The sequence below is a fragment of the uncultured Granulicatella sp. genome, assembly GCF_963528315.1.
Taxonomy (GTDB): domain Bacteria; phylum Bacillota; class Bacilli; order Lactobacillales; family Aerococcaceae; genus Granulicatella.
Genome location: NZ_CAURVV010000008.1, coordinates 36,506 through 57,333, shown reverse-complemented (window position 1 = coordinate 57,333; position 20,828 = coordinate 36,506). Strand labels below are relative to the sequence as shown.

11 protein-coding genes are annotated in these 20,828 nt (G+C 32.2%); 9 read left to right on the top strand and 2 right to left on the bottom strand.

From position 1 onward, the window contains the following. Positions 1-264 precede the first annotated feature (264 nt). Positions 265-1,410 carry a low temperature requirement protein A gene (locus RYK07_RS03530; RefSeq protein ID WP_314852428.1) on the bottom strand — a complete coding sequence of 382 codons (1,146 nt, stop codon included), beginning with the start codon at positions 1,408-1,410 and terminating at the stop codon, positions 265-267. Positions 1,411-1,568: 158 nt separating this feature from the next. Between RYK07_RS03530 and RYK07_RS03525 the strand changes: the two genes are divergently transcribed. The 8 genes from RYK07_RS03525 to RYK07_RS03490 all read left to right on the top strand — a co-directional run bounded on the left by RYK07_RS03525 (position 1,569) and on the right by RYK07_RS03490 (position 16,766). Beyond that, a complete protein-coding gene (locus RYK07_RS03525) occupies positions 1,569-2,225 on the top strand; it encodes a response regulator transcription factor (protein WP_314852427.1) in 657 nt (218 codons plus the stop codon). Continuing rightward, the gene (locus RYK07_RS03520; RefSeq protein WP_314852426.1) at positions 2,222-3,529 is read left to right on the top strand and encodes a HAMP domain-containing sensor histidine kinase; all 1,308 of its coding nucleotides are present in this window, start codon (positions 2,222-2,224) and stop codon (positions 3,527-3,529) included. Before RYK07_RS03525 ends, RYK07_RS03520 begins: the two co-directional genes overlap by 4 nt. Positions 3,530-3,640: 111 nt before the next feature. Further along, on the top strand, positions 3,641-6,256 hold the full coding sequence (locus RYK07_RS03515; protein WP_314852425.1) for a helicase C-terminal domain-containing protein: 2,616 nt from the start codon (positions 3,641-3,643) through the stop codon (positions 6,254-6,256). A gap of 190 nt (positions 6,257-6,446) precedes the next feature. Further along, a complete protein-coding gene (glgA, locus tag RYK07_RS03510) occupies positions 6,447-7,865 on the top strand; it encodes a glycogen synthase GlgA (RefSeq protein ID WP_314852424.1) in 1,419 nt (472 codons plus the stop codon). Between the two features lie 20 nt (positions 7,866-7,885). Continuing rightward, a complete protein-coding gene (locus RYK07_RS03505) occupies positions 7,886-10,279 on the top strand; it encodes a glycogen/starch/alpha-glucan phosphorylase (RefSeq protein WP_314852422.1) in 2,394 nt (797 codons plus the stop codon). A gap of 275 nt (positions 10,280-10,554) precedes the next feature. After that, entirely contained in the window at positions 10,555-13,458 is a 2,904-nt protein-coding gene (locus RYK07_RS03500; protein ID WP_314852421.1) for a pneumococcal-type histidine triad protein, read from the top strand. A gap of 217 nt (positions 13,459-13,675) precedes the next feature. Further along, positions 13,676-15,967: a C69 family dipeptidase gene (locus RYK07_RS03495; RefSeq protein WP_314852420.1), complete on the top strand. Its 2,292-nt coding sequence runs from the start codon at positions 13,676-13,678 to the stop codon at positions 15,965-15,967. 106 nt (positions 15,968-16,073) lie between these two features. Beyond that, positions 16,074-16,766 (top strand): DUF554 domain-containing protein, encoded by a 693-nt coding sequence (locus RYK07_RS03490; protein WP_314852419.1) that lies wholly within the window; start codon positions 16,074-16,076, stop codon positions 16,764-16,766. A gap of 69 nt (positions 16,767-16,835) precedes the next feature. Here the strand turns inward: RYK07_RS03490 and RYK07_RS03485 are convergent, their stop codons facing one another. Next, complete coding sequence (locus RYK07_RS03485) at positions 16,836-18,686, bottom strand: glycoside hydrolase family 13 protein (RefSeq protein WP_314852418.1); 1,851 nt, start codon at positions 18,684-18,686, stop codon at positions 16,836-16,838. 283 nt (positions 18,687-18,969) lie between these two features. Here RYK07_RS03485 and glgB point away from each other — a divergent pair, with 283 nt between their 5' ends. Further along, positions 18,970-20,826 carry a 1,4-alpha-glucan branching protein GlgB gene (glgB, locus tag RYK07_RS03480; protein WP_314852417.1) on the top strand — a complete coding sequence of 619 codons (1,857 nt, stop codon included), beginning with the start codon at positions 18,970-18,972 and terminating at the stop codon, positions 20,824-20,826. The last annotated feature ends 2 nt before the right edge of the window (positions 20,827-20,828 follow it).

Below are 20,828 nucleotides of genomic sequence, written 5' to 3'. Positions count from 1 at the left end.
TGATTCAACCAACAAATGTACTATATGTAGTTGGATTTATGATTGTGGTATTAGGGATTGCATTAACGATTGCCAGTGTGAAAACATTTAGTAAAAATCCTAAAGAATTATTAATGGATGTTGAATAGAAGGTTAAAATTACGGGAGAAAAGTTTGAACTTTTAGAAAACAGAAACTGTAAAAAGCACCCCAAAAGTTAGATTTTTTATGTCTAACTTTTGGGGTGCAGTACATTCCAAAAGCTTTTTTAATGTTATAAACTCATTAAAACAACTCCCAGTAAGTTGTGGAATGTTTTTTAGTCTGTGTCATATAAAAATAAATAAAATGAATAGCTATAGCTAGAGCTAAAATTGTTGTAATACTCACTACTATTATAGGATTAGAAGCAAAGATTAAAGAGAGCATCAACGCAGCCAGATAAAGTGTCTCTTGGACACAGTAGAAACTTTTCGAATAGCGAAGATAGTGTTTGTTATAAGGCCCATTTGCTAGGACAGCAACTTGGAAGAGGCCAATTCCGATATAAAAGAAACTGGTTGCAAAGAGAAGATTAGCTCCAGGATCCAGAAGGAAACTCATCGAAACAGTCATTATCATAAGTCCAATGAAAATAGGATAGTGACTGTAAATTAGAAATAGTCCCTTTTGATTAGATTTTTCATCAATAGCATGGTCGAATTGACCAAAATAAAACAAGAACAGAGAAAGCATAATAATGAAATAAAGAACCGAATAAATCGAGAAATTCTCGATTGTAAAGAAGTTAGTTAGCTCCATAATCATCTCTCCAAACGTAATAATGACAAGAAGGGAGATGCGCTCGATTAAATGGGGGAGATTTACCTGGTAATGCTTATCTTTACTAAACAAGAAAATTGGTATAATAAATGTTAGCAGAATATTAGCATAAAGGATATAGACTCCAACGTAAATAGGAAGAATAGCTGCTAGATAGACTTCTAAACTTCCTAGACCTGTTATCCATAGAAAACCTTTGATACTTTCCCGATAAACATTATCGGTTGATTTTCTAAAAAACTCAACCAAATTTTGAAAAAATAAGGTAAGGTTTAATGTACCAACAGCCCAACAGATATAATGAAAATATTGTTGCCAATCATTTTCAATCATATTGGATATAAAGAGTAAAAGTCCCATATTGATAAACATGATTACCATGTTAAATAAAGAGTTCTTTCCATAGCGATTAGTATAAACGGTTTGAATCATCCAGACATTGATGAGAAGCAAGACAGACATGAAAAAATCGAGGAAAGAATTCCAAGTCAAAATACCGTTATGAAGATGGTGAATTAAAGCAGTTGCTTTTGAAATCGCAAAAACAAAAACTAGGTCATAAAAAAGTTCTGAATAATTTACACGTTTATGTTTAATAAGAGTTGTCATATTAAGTCCTTTCAATTTTAGAAATATAATTTATTTTAACAGAAAATGTCAATGAGAGAAAAGGAGATGCTTAAATAACTTCATGTGGCGCGAATTGTAAAATGACAAGGACAGAAATAAGAAAATCATTTATAATAAGAATGAGAGGAGATGAAGCTGTGAGAATTTTAATGGTCGAAGATGAAGCACCAATTCGTGAAGGAGTCTGTGATTATTTAAGTGAATGTGATTATGAGATGATTGCTGCAAGTGATGGACAAGAAGCAATCGATTTATTTGATTCAAGTGAAGTACATTTAGTGCTATTAGATATTCAATTGCCGAAAAAGAATGGATTAGAAGTTCTAGAATATATTCGAAGAAAAAGTTCAATTCCTGCATTAATGTTAACGGCTTTTAGCGATGAAGAATACCAATTAAAAGCTTTTAGTCAATTAGCAGATGGATATATTGAAAAGCCATTTTCCTTACCTGTTTTAAAAGCGAGAATTGATGCTTTAATGAAACGGTATTATCCAGATACAGAAGTGTTTACTTATCAAAATACGAGTGTGAATTTCTCTAGTTATACAGCAACTCTTTTTGGTGAAAAAGTAGATATGAATGCTAAAGAAATTGAAATTTTAAAATGTTTAGTCGATCATGAAGGGCAAGCATTAAGTAGGCAACAAATTATTGATCAAGTTTGGAAAGAAACAGACGAAATTCCTTATGATCGAGTGATTGATGTCTATATGAAGGAATTACGTAAAAAATTAGCATTGGATTGTATTATTACAATTCGTAATGTGGGATATAAATTGGAGAGACTATGAAATCATTAAAAATATTTCCAAAAATTTTAGCGACTACTTTTTTTATTTTAAGTATGTTAGTCATCGGTATTCATGTTTCGATTTATTTTATTTTTCCCAAGACTTATCTTGAAACGAAACAACAGGAACTAAGTATAAAAGCAGACCAAATTTCGTCCAATTTAAACTTAAAAGAAGAAAGTCAAATTATGGATTTTGTGAACCTGTACTCGAAAGGAAATGATATTACTTTGATGGCAGGAGCTGAAACAGTCTCTAATGAATTTGAAATTAGTCAAGGGATACCAGCTGATTTTTCAAGTTATACTAATTCTTTAGTCATTGAAGAGCGACAAATTCAAACAAAAACTGGAGATAATTTAAACTTACAATTTATTACAACGACTGATTTACAAAAAGAAGCGATTTCTTTAAGTTGGAAATTTTTACCGTATACATTGTTCCTATCCTTTGTAATGTCATTGATGATAGCTTGGATTTATGCGAGAATAATAACGAAACAAGTTCAACAGATGAAAAAGACAATGAGAAAAATGAAGGAATTGGATCGTCATGCATTGTTAGAAGTTCAAACGACTGATGAGATTGGAGAATTAAAAACGCAAATTAATCAATTGTATATTAATTTATTACAAGTGATTGATGATGTAGAAGAAAAGAATGAAACGATTCTTCAATTAGAAAAAATAAAATATGAATTTTTCCGTGGACGTTCGCATGATTTAAAAACTCCTCTAGCAAGTTTAAAAATTATTTTAGAAAATATGAAATATCATGTTGGAAAATATAAAAATCGTGATTATTATATTGATGAATGTATTCAAATTGTGGATGGTCTTACAGAAAAAGTAGTGACACTATTAAGAGAATCTAAGGAAGCTCTAGGAGAAAAAGCAAAATGGATTTCCCTCGAAGAGGAAATTCAAAAAGTTACTCAGGATCATCATTGGATTGCAATGAAGAGAAATTTAACAATTCATAGTCATATTGTTTCAAAGCAATTATTAATCGGACAGGAAGCTTTTAAAATAGTACTATCCAATATTTTTAGTAATGCCTATCAATATGCTAAAAAAGGTTCTATTATTCGAATTGTTTCCGATGAAAATTGCCTCATCATTCAAAATGAAGTAAATGATGAGATAGAAGAAATGAATGATCTATTAGAAGAAAATCAAAAGAAAACAGGCATTGGTTTATTAGTTGTTCAAAATTTATTAGAACATTATGGGTTTAAATATCGGCTAAAACAGAGCGAAAAACAAGTAACGGTTACAATAGTGTTTCCAAAAATTATAGAGTGAACGTTGAAGTACATTTCCAACTATAAGGAAGTGTACTTCTTTTTTATGAGAATAGTTGCGTTTCCTTAAAAGAGTTAGTAAACTAATTTTATGAGAATAGTAGGTGAGAGAATGAAAACAAGTTATGCAGTAGTGGATTTAGAAACAACGGGGCCTAAATTTGAAGAAGGTGGAAGAATTTTTCAATTTGGTTGTTCCATTATTGAACAGGGAGAAATTGTTACTCAAGTAGATTTGTATATAAATCCAGAAACAACGATTCCTTATGAGATTCAACAATTAACAGGAGTCGATAAGAAAGAAGTGAAGCAAGCCCCGTATTTTGATGAAATTGCCTCAACTATTTTTCAATTATTGGAAGGAAAAACATTTGTAGCTCATAATATCAGTTTTGATTATTCCTACTTAGTAGAAAGTTTTAGAGAATTAGCAGGAATTGAATGGAGTGCTCCCTGTGTTGATACTGTTCAATTAGCGCAAATTTGTTATCCAACAATTGAAAGTTATCGCCTGCAAGATTTAACGCAATTATTAGAGATTCCACATCAACAAATTCATTCAGCAGGAAGCGATGCGTATGCAACTGCTCAATTATTTTTAAACTGTTTAGAGGAATTAGAACAATTACCCGCTCCTACTTTACAGCAAATGTCTTTATTTGCGGATAGTTTAATGGCTGAAACTGGGCAAGTGATTCATGATTGTTGTCAAAATACTTCATCATCCTTAAAAGAATTTTCTTTTATAGATGGCTTTGCATTGAATCCTATTGTTGAAAAAGAGGAAGATGATGAGCAGATACAAAAATGGAATGCTCTGGAACTTTATCATCAATTAGTCGAGAAAAAGGTTATTCAGCATCAACCTTTACAAGTACAATTAATCGAATTTATGTTGGAAAGATTAAATTATGGACATTCGATTAGTTGGGTAGAGGCGGAGCCTGGACTTGGAAAAACATTAGCTTATTTACTAGTTTCTTTACAAGTACAATCACAAAATCATCCAATATGGATTGCCACTTCGACGATTTTACTACAACAGCAATTAGTAGAACAGGAAATCAAACCATTAGAAGAATATTTAGGAATTTCACTCCCATTTGCAACTGTCAAAGGACAAGAGCATTATCTTTCATTGTCAGGACTAGCTGAAGTTTTAGAAAAATATGAACAATACCAAAATCAGAAAAGTGCTTTAACAGTGATTGCTTTATTAAAATGGCTAGCATATACAACTTCAGGAGATTTATCTGAATGTAATTCGTTATTTTACCATCGTGAAATATGGGAGAAAATTACTAGAAAAGAAAGACAGTTCTCTAAGATGGATTTCTATCGTAGAGCGATACGACATGCGAGAAAGGCTAAAATGGTAATTACTAACCAAGCATTTTTAGTCCAATATTTAAAACAAGCTCCTCAAAGAGAGAGTTTTGATAAACCAATTGTGATAATGGATGAAGTACAACAATTGGAGCAAGTTTTAGAAAGCCAAGAACAAAAATTATTGGAATTTGATGCATTATGGCAACTACAAATGGAGTGGAACGAATATCATTTAGAAAGTTATTTAGAAATGTCGAGTGCTCAAGAACATCAATCTAGACAAATTAATCGTCGATTACTGGAGATTTGTGACTTATATGAAGAATGGATGCAAATGATTCGAAAAGAAAGTTATCCTACTTCGGTAATATTGCTATCTGCAGAAGAATGGGAGAAGAGTATCCATCATCAAACATTAGCAGCGGTAAAATCAGCTTGTATTGATTTATTAAAACGAACATTTGATTTTAATGGCAATGATGAACTGGTTCAAAAAACTCATACTTGTTTACAAAAACTTGTACAAGAAATGGTTCTCTTATTAAAACAAGAAGAGGGATATGTAGCCGTTTCTTATGTGTTGAAAAAAGGGCAATATAGTTTACAACTAGAAAGTATGAAATCTGCATTAAAAATGTGGAGAGAAATTCAATCCTATATCCATCAATTTATAGGGATTTCTGCAACTATTCCAATCTTCACGCCACTATTTCATTCAATCATAAAACAAGAAGAAGGATTATTTTTACCAAAAACGTATCAAAATTTTGAACACCATATATTGATACCGACAGATTTACCGACTCCTTCCATTATTGTGACACCTGAAAGAGTGGAATTATTAGCGAGACAATTACTAGATATTTATCAAAGAAAACAAGGAAGATGTCTAGTGTTGGTTCATTCCATTGAAATGCTAGAGGAATTGGAGCAAGTGTTATTAGAACATCCTGATATTCCGTTATTAGTCCAACGAACGAATCAGTCGAGCAGAAAGGTTCAGCGGAAATTTCAACAACAAGAATCTGTCTTATTATTAGGTGTGTATAGTTTTTGGGAAGGTTTTGATAGTGGAGCGGTATCGATTGATCAATTAATTATTCCAAAATTACCTTTTCCAAATCCAACACAATTACAGCAAAGAGTCATTGCTGAGGAAATGAAATTACAAAATCGTCATTATTTCCAAGATTATGCTTTGGAAAAAATGTTACAACAATTTTATCAAGGATTAGGAAGAATGAATCGTCCGCATCAAGAAAAAGCAGAAATATGGATTTTAGATACACGTTCTATCAATTCTCCTTATGCAAATCGAGTGATGGAATGTATTCCAAATCGAGCAAAGATTTATTCTCAAACTTTTAGAAAATTAATTCAAAAAACAATGAAAGAATAGAAAAATCAAAAAACGGCAGTCGTAAGGACTGTCGTTTTTATTGTTCCTGTAAAGTTCATTAAAAAGTAAAAAACAAAACAATATTATAGTTTAATTTGTGATAAATAAGAGTATAATAGGAAATAATCAGTGAATTTTATTTCAAACTGATTAGATGCAAGTTCCTATTAACCTAAAAAGGAGAATGATGATGAAAGTTCTATTTATCGCTGCAGAAGCATCCCCTTTTGTAAAAATTGGCGGACTAGGAGATGTGATTGGATCACTTCCCAAAGCGTTACAAGCCGAAGGAGTAGAAGCAAGAGTAGTATTACCACTTTACTCAAGTATCAATCGTGAAAAATTTCCTTTAGTATATAAAAAACATATTTTTGTTCAATTAGGCTGGAGACAAGCTTATTGTGGTATTTTTGAGTGTAATATCGATGGAATTACGTATTATTTTATTGATAATGAACAGTATTTTAATCGCTCAACGGTTTATGGACAAGAAGATGATGGTGAGCGTTTTGCATTCTTTTCAAAAGCTGCATTAGAAATTTTACCTCATATTGATTATCAACCTAATATTATTAATGCGAATGATTGGCATACAGCATTATCCATTATTTATTTAGATGATTTCAAATCAAGAGAAATGGAATTTTATAAAGGAATGCAAACGGTATTGTCTATCCATAATATTGAATTCCAAGGAAAATTTAATCCGTATAGTATGGGAGATTTATTTGGATTAGATAATAAGTATTTTGATGCATTGATTTATAATGGTGATTTGAACTTATTAAAAGGAGCGATTCAATTAGCAAATCGTGTGAATACAGTCAGTCAAACTTATGCAAAAGAAATTTTAAATCCATATTTTTCATACGGTTTAGATAAAATTTTACAAGTGGAGCAAGGAAAATTAGTAGGAATTGTGAATGGACTAGATACAGATACATTTAATCCAGAAACAGATACTCATTTAGAAAAAAATTATTCATTATCCTCAATCACTAAAAAAGTGGAAAATAAATTAGCGTTTCAAAGACAAATGGCCTTAGAAGAAAATCCTCATAAGATGATGGTAGGAATGGTTACGCGATTAACGCATCAAAAAGGAATTGATTTAGTATTAGAGGTAGCAGATCAATTGTTAGACTTAGGAATTCAGTTGGTAATTTTAGGAACAGGTGATGCACACTATGAATCAGCCTTACGTTCATTAGAATATCGTAGACATGATGTTGTTCGAAGTTTAATTATGTTCTCAAGTGAAATGTCTTCGAAAGTCTATGCTTCCTGTGATGCCTTTTTAATGCCTTCTAAGACTGAACCATGTGGGTTATCACAATTAATTTCTATGCGTTATGGAACAGTTCCAATTGTTCATCGTGTAGGTGGATTATATGATACTGTTCAACCATTTGATGGAGTTCATGGAACAGGATTTACATTTGAAAGTTTTAATTCTGGAGATTTATTAGATGCAGTAAGACGAACAAAAGAAGTTTATGATTACCAAAAAGAAAACTGGGCTTCAATTGTATCTCAAGCAATGAGCAAAGATGTTAGTTGGAATCAATCTGCGAAGCAATATGTTTCATTATATCAATCAATTTTATAAAAAGGGTTAAGGTGATTTTTGTGAATTCATTAAATTTTCAACAACGTATAGAACAAACATTACAAATTCAATTTGGTGTAACAATTGATCATGCTAGTAAACGTCAAGTATACGAAGCTATGATGAGAAGTGTTCGTGAGATTTTATCTCAAAAGAAATTTGGATATGAACAAGAATTAAAAAAACGTAGAGTAAAACGTGCATATTACATGTCCATGGAATTTTTAGTGGGAAGAACGTTAAGAAATAATTTATTTAATTTAGGAATTGAACAAGAAATTCAAACATATTTAAATAAACATCATATTTCTTTAGATGAAATTTATCAAATTGAACCTGATCCAGGTCTTGGAAATGGTGGGTTAGGTCGTCTAGCTTCTTGTTATTTAGATGCATTGACGAGTCAGGATTATCCAGTTACAGGATTTTCTATTTTATATGAATATGGCATTTTCAAGCAAGTGATTAATAATGGTTGGCAACAAGAGTTTCCGGACCACTGGTTAGATTTAGGGAAATATGGTTTAGTCTATCGTAGCGATGAAGAAGTAGAAGTTCGTTTCTATGGAAATATTAAAGAAGAAATGACACCAGAAGGATTCCGCGTGACTCACGAAAATTATACGGCGATTCAAGCGGAACCTTATGATTTATTAATTTCAGGATATGACACAGATACAGTTAATACGCTAAGATTATGGGAAGCAAAAGCGAAAACTGGATTTAATATGAAATTATTTGAACGTGGAGAATATTCTCGTTCTTCAGAAGCAGAAGCAATTGCGTCTTCTATTTCTAAATTATTATATCCAGCAGATAGCACAAGGGAAGGAAAAGAATTACGAATTAAACAACAATATTTCTTCATTAGTGCTTCACTACAACAACTAGTGAAAAATCATTATCGTGAATTTGGAACTTTAGAGAACTTCCATGAATACGCAGCACTTCATATTAATGATACTCATCCAGCAATGGCAGTAGCAGAATTTATGAGATTATTAATTGATGAATACCATTATTCTTGGGAAAAATCATGGGAAATTACAACAAAAACATTTGCTTATACGAACCATACTATTATGTCTGAAGCATTGGAAAAATGGGCTGTGGATTTATTCCAACCAATTCTTCCAAGAATTTATTCTATTATTGAAGAAATAAATCGTCGCTTCTGTCAATGGGTCATTGATATGGGCTATGAAATGACCTTACCAGAAACAGCTATTATTTATGATGGCATGATTAAGATGGCGAACTTATCGATTGTTGGTAGCCATTATGTTAATGGTGTATCGAAATTGCATAGTGATATTTTAGTCGATTCTACTTTCCGTGCGTTTTATGCTTTATATCCAGATAAATTTGGCAATGTGACAAATGGTATTGCACATAGAAGATGGTTAGGACAAGCCAATCCTGAGTTAACGAATTATTTAGAATCTTTAATTGGTATTGATTTTGTAAAAGATTTATCTAAAATTTCTAAGTTATTAGAGTATAAAGATGATGAAAAAGTTTTACATGAGTTAAAAAATATTAAACATCAGAAGAAACAACAATTAGCAGCTTATATTCAAGATACATTAGGAATTACAGTAAATCCTAATTCAATTTTTGATGTACAAGTGAAGAGACTTCATGAGTATAAACGTCAATTATTAAATGCTTTGCATATTGTTTATTTATATCAAGCCATTAAATACCAAGGATTAAGACCTACTCCAAGAACATTTATTTTTGCCGCTAAAGCTTCATCAGGATATGATATGGCAAAAAATATTATTAAGTTTATCCATTCAATCTCTCAATTAATTGAATGTGATGAATTAGTAAGAGAATATATTAAAGTAGTCTTTATTCCAGATTACAAAGTAAGTCTTGCAGAAATTATTTTACCTGCAGCGGATGTGAGTGAACAAATTTCTCAAGCAGGTAAAGAGGCTAGTGGTACTGGTAATATGAAATTAATGTTAAATGGAGCAATTACATTAGGAACATTAGACGGTGCCAATGTTGAAATTTTAGAAGCGGTTGGTGAAGAAAATATTGTTATTTTCGGATTAAAAACAGAAGAAGTGAATCAATTAGTTGCAGAAGGGTATAAACCTTGGGAATGGTATAATCGTTCTGAAAGAGTGAAACAAACACTTGATTTCATTCGTACAATGACTGTTGGCGGTATGAACTTTAATTTCTTAGTAGATTATTTATTAAATGATGATCCATTTATGTGTTTAGCAGATTTTGAATCGTATATTCATGCGCAACAACAAATTGAAGAAGCTTATAATCACGAAAAACAATGGCAAAAGATGAGTTTAGTCAATACGGCAAAAGCTGGTATTTTCTCAGCGGATCGTGCCGTAAAAGAATATGCAGATAGAATTTGGCACATTCAACAAGTGAAATAGAATAGAAATGGACTTCTTTGAAGTAGCGAAGGACGGCAGCAGCCCTGTACTAGAAGCCGATGTGGCTTCTAGTACTAACGCTACTGCGATAATTCCTTTCTATTTTGAATGTAAGCTTATGAGGGAGTAACTACGACTTGACTTCTCTGAAGTAACGAAGGACGACAGCAGTCGTCTTTTTTTTGTACAAAAAATTAAGAGATAAGACTTGACAAAAGCTGAAAAAAAGGTTATTTTATAAAACGTAATATTTACGATTTAAAAAGGAGATAAATATGAAGCCAACTAGAAAACAACTTTGGATGGCAAGCTTAAGTAGTGTGATTGCACTTAGTACAGCAGCTTGTGGACTATTTCAAGGACAAACAGATAATAATTCTCAACAACAAGTTGAAGAGACAACTGTGTCAAATGCTCAAATGACTAAATTTGAAAAACTTGCAGAAGAAATTAAAAATAACAAACCAAAAACAATTGTGGGAGAAGTATTCGAAAATGGATACTTAAAAAAACATGGAGATCATTACCATTTTGTATACGGAGCTCCACCAGCAGATGCTATTTATGAACAAAAAACTTCTGCAACTGCAATTAGTTCTGCAGATGATGGATATGTTTTTAATCCAAATGATATTGTAGAAGAAAATGAAATGGGATATGTTGTTCGTCACGGAGATCATTTCCACTTTATTTATAAAAATAATGCTCAAAAAACGATTGCTACAACAATGGCTACAAATTCAGTAGCGCATGAACATCATGAAGAAGTTGAAGATGGTTATGTTTTTGATAAAAAAGATGTAGTTAGTGAAACAGAATCAGGGTATATCGTTCGTCATGGCGACCATTTCCATTATATTTATAAAGATAAACAAGGAAATCCAGTAGTAACTACAGAGCACCATGAACACGATGGCGAACACCACGATCACGAAGAAGAACACCATGATCATGACCATGATGGCTATGTATTTGATAAGAAAGATGTAGTGAGTGAAACAGCAGAAGGTTATGTAGTTCGTCATGGCGATCACTTCCACTTTATTTACAAGGATAAAGATGGGAAACCAGCAGCTAGTGCTGAACACCATCATCATGAAGGAGAACACCACGATCACGAAGGAGAACACCATGATCATGATGGAGATAAACATGATCACGAAGGAGAACACCATGACCATGATCATGATGGCTATGTATTTGATAAGAAAGATGTAGTGAGTGAAACAGCAGAAGGTTATGTAGTGCGCCATGGCGACCATTTCCACTTTATTTATAAAGATAAAGATGGGAAACCAGCAGCTAGTGCTGAACACCATCATCACGAAGGTGACAAACATGACCATGAAGGTGAGCATCACGGCCATGAAGGTGACAAACATGAGCACGAAGGAGAACACCACGACCATGATCATGATGGATTTGTTTTCAGAAAAGAAGACATTGAAAGTGAAACAGAATCAGGATATGTCGTTCGTCATGGAAATCATTTCCACTTTGTTTATAAAGATAAAAATGGAAAACCAATTTTAGACAATCACCACCATGATCATGACGGAGACAAACATGAGCATGAAGGAGAACACCACGATCATGATGGAGATAAACATGAGCATGAAGGAGAACACCATGATCATGACGGAGACAAACATGAGCACGAAGGTGAGCATCACGACCATGATGGAGATGACCATGTTTCTACAATTCCAAACGAAAAAGATTTAACAGAAAAATCTCCAGAAGTTCAAAAATATTTAGACTATATTACTTATGCCTATGGAGTAGAAAGAGATACGATTAAATTAGAATCTGCATATAAAGATGGAAAATATGTTGGAAAAGTATTTGCTTTCCAAAATATGGAACAAGGTCAAGATAAAACACATATCCATCCTTGGGCGATTCCACTACGTAATTTTGAAGTTCCAAGTTCAGATGAATCAATTGACCCTGAATTACGATTTGCTCAAGAAATTGCTTCACTTGCAAAACGTATGGGAATTTCTGTAAAAGATATTCGAATTTTAGGCGATAAATTTGAAGTACCACATGGAGATCATAGTCACTCTCTAAAAATTCAAAATATTGAAGGTGCTAAAAAATATGTTGCGAATAAATTAAAAGAAATTACACCAACATATATCGCAGGAGATTTAGATACTAAAGCAGTAGAAAATCAAATTGAAGCTTTAGCGAATAAAGCATCTGAAAAATATAAAACTCAACCTGTTGAATTAAGTCGTATCCTAACAAGCTTAAGAGAAATTAAAGAACGTTTAGATGAAAAAGGAAATTCAACTCAAGGATATTTAGAGTTATTAAAACAATTTGATGAAAAATATATTGAAAAAGCATCAACAGTAACAACACCAGAACTTTCTAAAGAAGAGAAAGCTCTAAACGCATTACATGAAAGTATTATTCGTACAATTAATGATTTAGAGTTGAATGATTATAATGTTACAAAAGATGAATTAAGAGCTGCAGCGAATAAAGCAATTGAAGCAAAAGATATGAAAGCCTTAGAAGCTGTAAGAGACTATGTTCAAGCTTTACAAGATGCGAATAAACGTCTTGGAATTGAAGGAATGAAATATTTATACTTCTTTACGCAACATGTTAAAGATAAACCATTACCTTTTGAATTAAGAGAAAAAGTTTCTGGTTTAATTGCGAAATTATCAAAAGCTAAATTCATTCCTGGTGAAACAGAAATTACTGAAGGATTAATTAGTCCATCATACTTTGCAACAAAAGAAATCAAAAAAGCTCATGAAAATCCATCAGAAAAAGTGGATACAAAAGTTGGAGAAAATTATAAAGCCATTGCGAAACCAGATGATGAAGAATCTATGAGCAAATTAGATGAAATGAAAGAAATGGCTGAAATTGCTTTGGATTCAGAAGATAAAGATAATTCAATCCCAACTTCAGATTTCACAGAAGAATTATCTGAAGAAGGGAAGAAAGATTTAGCAACACCAAAATCTAAAGATAAAGCGACTTCAGAAAATGCAACAACTCCAAAAGTAGAAGAAACTACTGCTCCTGCAGCAAGTACTACAACTGAAACAGTAAAACCAGTGGTTACTGACAAAGCAGAGGAAACTGTAGCACCTGCTACTGCAACAACTGCTTCACAACCGGCTGCATCAGCTAGTGAACAACCACATGCTTAATTTGTCGATAAACTGATAGCCAAACTACTTGTAGAACATACATATAGTGGCAATCGAAAAAGAACCGAATTTTCGAATTCGGTTCTTTTTTTATATAATCATTATAATTATTATAAATTAATGAAAAATATTGATTTTATAACAAAGAAAGCGTATTCTGCAATTGGTTAAATATTATTTTAATCATAAAAGATTCTTTATAAAAGAGGGGATAGCTATGAATAAAAAAGTTAGTAAGACATTATTATCTACAGTCCTTATTGGACTTGTGTTATCTCAACAAGCTGTTGAAGCTTGTTCTGCATTTATTATTGGTAAAGGTCTAACAAAAGATGGTTCTTTCTTGTATGGACGTACGGAAGATTATCCATCTTACCATCCAGATGGTACACAACAACATACTCATAATAAAAATTTTTTTGTCAATCCTGCTAAGGATTATAAAGAAGGCGAAGTTTTATTAGATAGAACAAATGGAACTGAATATCCTCATTTAAAACATGAGTATAAATATACAGTAGTAGCCGATGATTCAAGAGATACAGATGCTGGTATTTTTTCTGAACATGGTTTTAATGAACATGGTGTTTCAATGACTGCAACAGTAACTGCTACACCACGTAATGAAGTTGTTGGTGGAAAAGCACCAAAAATTGCTGCTGACGGAAGACCATTAGAAGGACCAGAAAATGAAATTGATTATCCAGCAATTGATCCATTAGTTGAAACTGGAGTTAGTGAAGCTATAGTAACAGATTTAATTTTACCGCGTGTAAAAACAGCTAAAGAAGCAGTTGAATTACTAGCAAAAGAAATTGATGAAAAAGGATCTACTGAAGGAAATATTATTGTTTTTGCCGATGAAAATGAATTATGGTATGTGGAAATTTATTCTGGACATCAATATGTAGCCTTTAAATATCCAGATGATAAATATTCTGTATTCCCTAATACTTATTTCTTAGGTAAAGTCAATATTAATGATAAAGAAAATATTATTGCTTCAAAAGGAATTATTGAAACTGCTAAAAAGGCAGGAGTATTTGTTGGAGATGAAAGTAAAGGGGAAATTGATTTAGCAGCTACTTATGCGCCACCTTTAGAAAATGGGGACCGTTCTCGTGTGTATGCAGGAATTAAGTTACTAAATCCATCTTCTAATGTAACCTATCAAGATAAACGTTATGAATTTTTACAAGATAGTCCAAGGAGAGATTTCACTGTATTAGATGGACTAAATGTTCAAAGAAATCGTTTCGAAACATTAAATGGAGAATTAGTACCTGATGATCAAGTTCCAGGTTATGATACTAAGAAAGATTATTATAGAAAACAAGCAGATCCATCAGATCCAAACTATGGAAAATATGCTTATGCTCCAGGGAACGAAAATGTAATCGATCCACACGTTTATCAAATTAATCAAAAATTACCACAATCATTAGGTGGAGTAATGTGGTTAAGTTTAGGTCGTTCTCGTAATACACCATATGTTCCTTATTTTGGTAGTATTAAAGATACATTTGAAGCTTATAAAGTAAGAGGAGACAGATATAAACCTGATTCTTGGTATTGGGTAGCTACTAATATTGATACAATGGTAATGGATCATCCAGAATTATTTGGAAAATCTATTCGTACGAACTGGGAAAAAATGGAAGCATTACTAATGGATTATCAAAACCAATTAATTGATGAATATACAGGTAAATCTGATGATTATGTAAAAGAACATGCTGATGAATATACTGCTAAATCAATTGCAGTTGCAAAATCTGTCTTCCAATTAATGAAAGATGTAGAAGCTAAGATGGAAAAAGCTGTTGAAACAAAAACACCATTAGTAAGTCCATTTATCGATGTGACACCATTAAAAGAAGTATTAGATCGTCTACAACCTACTGCACCTCAACCAGCTGAACCTGCTGAAACAACAGTTGCACCAACGACAAATACGAATACTTATGTTGCTTCAACTAACAACTCTTCAGCATCTTCTAATACGACTCAAACAACAACTATTAAAAAGAAAGGTTTTGATGGTAAACATTATATTAATGAAGAAGGGCAAAAGGTAAGCAATCAATGGGTTTATGATGTGACTTATCAAAGTTGGTTCTTTATTGATTCTAATGGAGAATATGTTGAAAATAAATGGGTTGGAGATTATTATGTAAAATCTGGTGGATACATGGCGAAGTCAGAATGGATTTACAATCAGAAATCCAATACTTGGTACTATGTAAATTCTGAAGGAAAATATTTAAAAAATACTTGGGAAAAAATTGGTAATAAATGGTATTACTTTAATGGCTCAGGTAAGATGGAAAGTGATTGGGTATTCTTAAATGGAAAATGGTTCTACTTAGAAGAAAGTGGAGCAATGAAAGAAAACCAATGGTTTGAAGTCAAAGGAAAATGGTACTATGTTGATGCATCAGGTGAATTATTAGTAAATACAACAACTCCGGATGGATATCATGTAAATGAAAATGGAGAATGGGTATAATTCTTAAGTGAAAATAAGGAATCCATTAGAATTGCTAAATTCTAATGGATTTTCTAGTTTAATAGGGGTATACTTGTAGCAGTATTGCTATAAGGAGCTAGAACAAATGGGTGTTATCATAAATGTTATCGCTATTGTGATTGGTACAATTATTGGACTACAATTAAAAAGAGGAATGTCACTAAAAATGTCTACGCATATCATGCAGGGATTAGCATTAAGTACGTTTATTATCGGATTAAAAGGTGCTTTAGTAGACCAAGATATGATTTTGATGATTGTATGTATTTCTCTTGGAGGTTATCTTGGGGAAATGATGCAATTAGAGGAGAATATTCGAAAATTTGCAGATTGGATTCAAGAAAAATTTTCCAAAGAAGGGTCTCAAAATCAATTAGCAGAAGGCTTTGTGTCAGCTGTACTAATCTTTTGTGTTGGAGCAATGGCAGTAATGGGTTCTCTTGAAGCAGGACTTCGAGATAATCATCAAATTTTGATTACAAAAGCGATTATTGACGGAATTGCTTCTATTATTTTAGCGACGACAAAAGGAGCGGGTGTCATGTTATCCGCATTAGCCATTCTTTTGTATGAAGGTGGAATTATGGTTCTAGCTCAATTTGTAGCACCGTATTTAAGTGAATCGATTGTCTATGCAATGTCTGCAGTTGGTTCATTATTATTGGTTGCATTAGGATTGAATTTATTAGAATTAACGAAAATAAAGGTCATGAACTTTTTACCGGCAATGTTTTTACCGATTGTGTTAATTCCATTATTTAGTTTTATTCGTGGATAAGATAAAAATAAGAGAGTGAAAAGGATACAAACTGTATTTCTATTCACTCTCTTTTATAATTTGAAAATTTTATGCTAGTTGAATGGCTCCAAAACTATTTGGTCCAACTACAATTCCGTAAGGAGTAGGGTAAAATTCTCCTTTTTGGTAACGAATCTCTCCTGAATAGTTTGCAATAAAATGCGCAGAATCATCTAAATTGATGATACATAGTAATTTGCCACGTTTATAAGCAATACAGCCATCTGTTACTTTAATGATGTCACAGTCTGCTTTAAAATCTTCTTGATATTTATGTCGGAAGTTTGTTAATTCTTGATAGAAAGCTAAAACTTCATCGTCTTTATCTTTAAGGTTGAAAGTTTGACGATTATAAGGATCTCTAAAACCATACATACCAATTTCGTCTCCATAGTAAATACATGGAACGCCAGGAAGCGTAAATTGGATAAAGGATGCAATATAGAATCTGTCTTTTGCTAATTGATACTCACTGGCAGTTAGTTTATAATCTGGACGTTTTTCAACAGGGAAGTCTTCAGGATTATCAAATGCTAAAACTGTTAAAATTCTCTCTGTATCATGACTTGATAATAAGTTCATTAAAACATCTAATGCAGGTTTTGGATAGTTTTCTAGTAATTCTAATAAAGCTAGAGAAAACTGATGGGCATCTTTTTGTTTGACATAGCGAATAATCGCATCTCTCCATGGATAATTCATGACACTATCAAATTGTTTTCCTAGGAAATATCTTCTACGTGTATTATAAGAGAATTTTGTGGTTGCATCTTCCCATACTTCTCCTAGTAAGAAGCAATCTGGATCTTCTTGTTTTGCAGTTTTTCTTAATTGATCAATGAAACAATCAGGGAATTCATCTGCTACATCAATTCGCCATCCACTAATTCCCAATCGTTGCCAATAAGGAATGACTCCATTTTGAGGATGGAACATAAATTCTTGATATTCTTTGTTTTCTTTTACAACAGTTGGTAAATTTGTAAATCCCCACCATGATTGATATACATTTGGAAACTCATTAAAAGTAAACCAAGGATAGTAAGGAGAATCTTGAGACTGATAAGCTCCTAAACTGTCATAATGCCCATAACGATTGAAATAAATACTATCTGCACCTGTATGGCTAAATACTCCATCTAAGGTAATACGAATATCCTTTTCTTTAAACTCTGAACATAAATCTTTAAAGTCTTGAACAGTTCCTAAATAAGGATCTACATTAAAATAATCAGAAGTAGAGTAACGATGATTTTCTGGACTTTCTACAACTGGGTTTAAGTAAATATTATCAATTCTTAATTGTTGGAAGTAAGGTAATTCTTCTTGAATCCCTTTTAAATTTCCCATAAAGAAATCTTGAGCCCGATAATTTTCATGAGTAATTGATGAATAAGGGATCTCATTCCAATGCTCATGTCTTACTCTAACATCTTCATTAGCAGCGACGGTTGCTGTATATTGTGGACTCTTTTTAAATCGATCTGGGAAAATTTGATACATAATACTTCCTTTCATCCATTCAGGAGTTTGGAAATCTGCATCATAAACAGTTAATTGCCAAGAAGCATAGGATTGTTCTTCCATTGTAAAAACGGCATCGAATTTATGTTTTTTCAAATATCCTATAGAGTCATCAAAAGTAATTTCAAAATCATAAAAATATAATCCAGTTTCTAATGGTGGAATAGTCACGATATATTTACGAGATTGAGCGCTTAGAATATTTGTAGGTTCTAACGTATAACTAGTTTTTTCATGCGTAAAATCATTTAATAAAACTAAAGAAATTTGTTTAAAATAAAAATCTTGGTGTACCCATACTTCAAAAAGAATATCTTGAGAAGAAGAGATTGCACCTTTAGGGTGTTTATCTTGAAGAGGATTAAATTTAAGCATGTTTTATCATCCTTTCTAAAATTGTTTTATCAATATAATTGTAGTATAAAATCCGAAAAAAAGAAACTATTTGTGAAAGAAATATTTTACTGAAATAAAATAATAAAACGCTTTATATTTTTTGAGAAAAATTGAAAAAAATATACGAAAATAATCAAGGATATGCTATAATTAAGCCATAAGTAAACGGAAATATGCGATTAAAAGCTTTTTATTGCACAAAATAATGAAAACGCTTATCGTAAAAAGTAAAACGGATTGATTTTGGAAGGGAGGTATGCGTATGGAACATACTTTGGACAAATATTTGTTTCATGAAGGAAAGAACTTTCATGCATATGAATTTTTAGGTTCATTCCTTGAAGAAAATCAATGTACGTTTAGAGTTTGGGCCCCACATGCACAACAAGTATTTGTTACGGGAGATTTTTGTGGGTGGAATCCAACAGCATATGAGTTAACAAGAATAACGAATGAAGGGATTTTTGAAGGGATTGTACCCAATGTTCACTCCTATGATGCTTATAAATATGTCATTAAGACTTCGGATGGAAGAATGTTGTGGAAGTCAGATCCTTATGCAAGACATGCACAAACTCGTCCTGAAACAGCTTCTAAAGTATATGAAAATCAAAATTATAGTTGGAATGACGAGAATTGGGTTAAAAATAGAACAATTCCTTATCAACAACCGTTAAATATTTATGAGGTTCATTTAGGTTCATGGAAGCATGGAGAAAATGGAGGATTTTGTAGTTATAGACAAATTGCAGATACTTTAATCCCCTATGTAAAACAAATGCATTATACGCATATCGAACTTCTTCCTATTACAGAGTATCCTTATGATCCGTCATGGGGATATCAAGTAACAGGATATTTTGCAGTAACATCTCGTTATGGAACTCCAGATGATTTTAAATATTTAATTGACAAAGCACATCAAAATGGGATTGGTGTGATATTAGATTGGGTACCAGGTCATTTTACAAAAGATGAATTTGGGTTATATGAATTTGATGGACAGTGTTGTTATGAATACTCTGATGAACGGAAGAAAGAACATAAATCTTGGGGAACACGAGTATTTGACTACGGACGTGGTGAAGTTTGTTCTTTCTTATTCTCGAGTGCTAATTATTGGATTGAAGAATTTCATCTAGATGGATTACGAGTAGATGCTGTTAGTTCAATGCTATTTTTAAACTACGATCGTCCAGAGCATTTAGCAGCTAAAAATATTTATGGTGGAAATGAAAATTTAGAAGTATTAGATTTCTTCAAAACTTTAAATCAATATGTAAGAGAAAATTATCCAGGTGTCATGATGATTGCGGAAGAAGCAACAGCATATCCTAAAATTTCCGCTCCAGTTGAAGATGGTGGACTTGGATTCCATTTCAAATGGAATATGGGATGGATGAATGATAGCTTGGATTATATTGAAACGAATCCAGTTTATCGTCAAGGATGCCATAATAAATTAACATTTTCAATGTGCTACGCATTTGTAGAGAACTTTATTTTGCCGATTTCTCATGATGAAGTTGTTCATGGGAAAAAATCATTATTAGATAAAAATCCTGTTTCTTATGAAGAAAAATTTTCTAATTTTAAAACATTTTTGGGATATATGTTTGCACATCCAGGAAAGAAATTAACATTTATGGGAACAGAAATTCCACAATTTATTGAATGGGATGAGAAACGAGAACTAGATTGGTTTTTATTAGATTATCCTCTTCATCAAAAAACGCATGATTATGTAAAAGAATTGAATCTTTTTTATAAACAAACTCCCGCATTTTGGCAACAAGATGGTGGTTGGGATGGTTTTGAATGGCATGTAGTAGATGATGCTGATCATAATATTTTTGCTTTTTCAAGAAAAGCAGAAAATGGGGAGGAAATTTTAGTTATCTCTAATTTTTCTGGAGTAAATTGGAATCAATATTGGATTGGATTTAATGATGAACGACGTTATCAATTAGTGTTAAACTCCGATGAAGATAAATTTGGAGGACAAGGAAATCAGGTTGAACAGTTAGAAACAATTGAGCAACGTTGTGGGGAATTTCCATACACACTTCAGATAGATATACCAGCTTTTTCAACAATGTACTTTGAAAGAATAAAATAATA

What these genes read in the sequence shown, in the direction of transcription:
- RYK07_RS03530 (WP_314852428.1), bottom strand. Translation starts at nt 1,410, where the DNA reads ATGACAACTCTTATTAAACATAAACGTGTAAATTATTCAGAACTTTTT.
- RYK07_RS03520 (WP_314852426.1), top strand. Translation starts at nt 2,222, where the DNA reads ATGAAATCATTAAAAATATTTCCAAAAATTTTAGCGACTACTTTTTTT.
- RYK07_RS03515 (WP_314852425.1), top strand. Translation starts at nt 3,641, where the DNA reads ATGAAAACAAGTTATGCAGTAGTGGATTTAGAAACAACGGGGCCTAAA.
- glgA (WP_314852424.1), top strand. Translation starts at nt 6,447, where the DNA reads ATGAAAGTTCTATTTATCGCTGCAGAAGCATCCCCTTTTGTAAAAATT.
- RYK07_RS03500 (WP_314852421.1), top strand. Translation starts at nt 10,555, where the DNA reads ATGAAGCCAACTAGAAAACAACTTTGGATGGCAAGCTTAAGTAGTGTG.
- RYK07_RS03495 (WP_314852420.1), top strand. Translation starts at nt 13,676, where the DNA reads ATGAATAAAAAAGTTAGTAAGACATTATTATCTACAGTCCTTATTGGA.
- RYK07_RS03490 (WP_314852419.1), top strand. Translation starts at nt 16,074, where the DNA reads ATGGGTGTTATCATAAATGTTATCGCTATTGTGATTGGTACAATTATT.
- RYK07_RS03485 (WP_314852418.1), bottom strand. Translation starts at nt 18,686, where the DNA reads ATGCTTAAATTTAATCCTCTTCAAGATAAACACCCTAAAGGTGCAATC.
- glgB (WP_314852417.1), top strand. Translation starts at nt 18,970, where the DNA reads ATGGAACATACTTTGGACAAATATTTGTTTCATGAAGGAAAGAACTTT.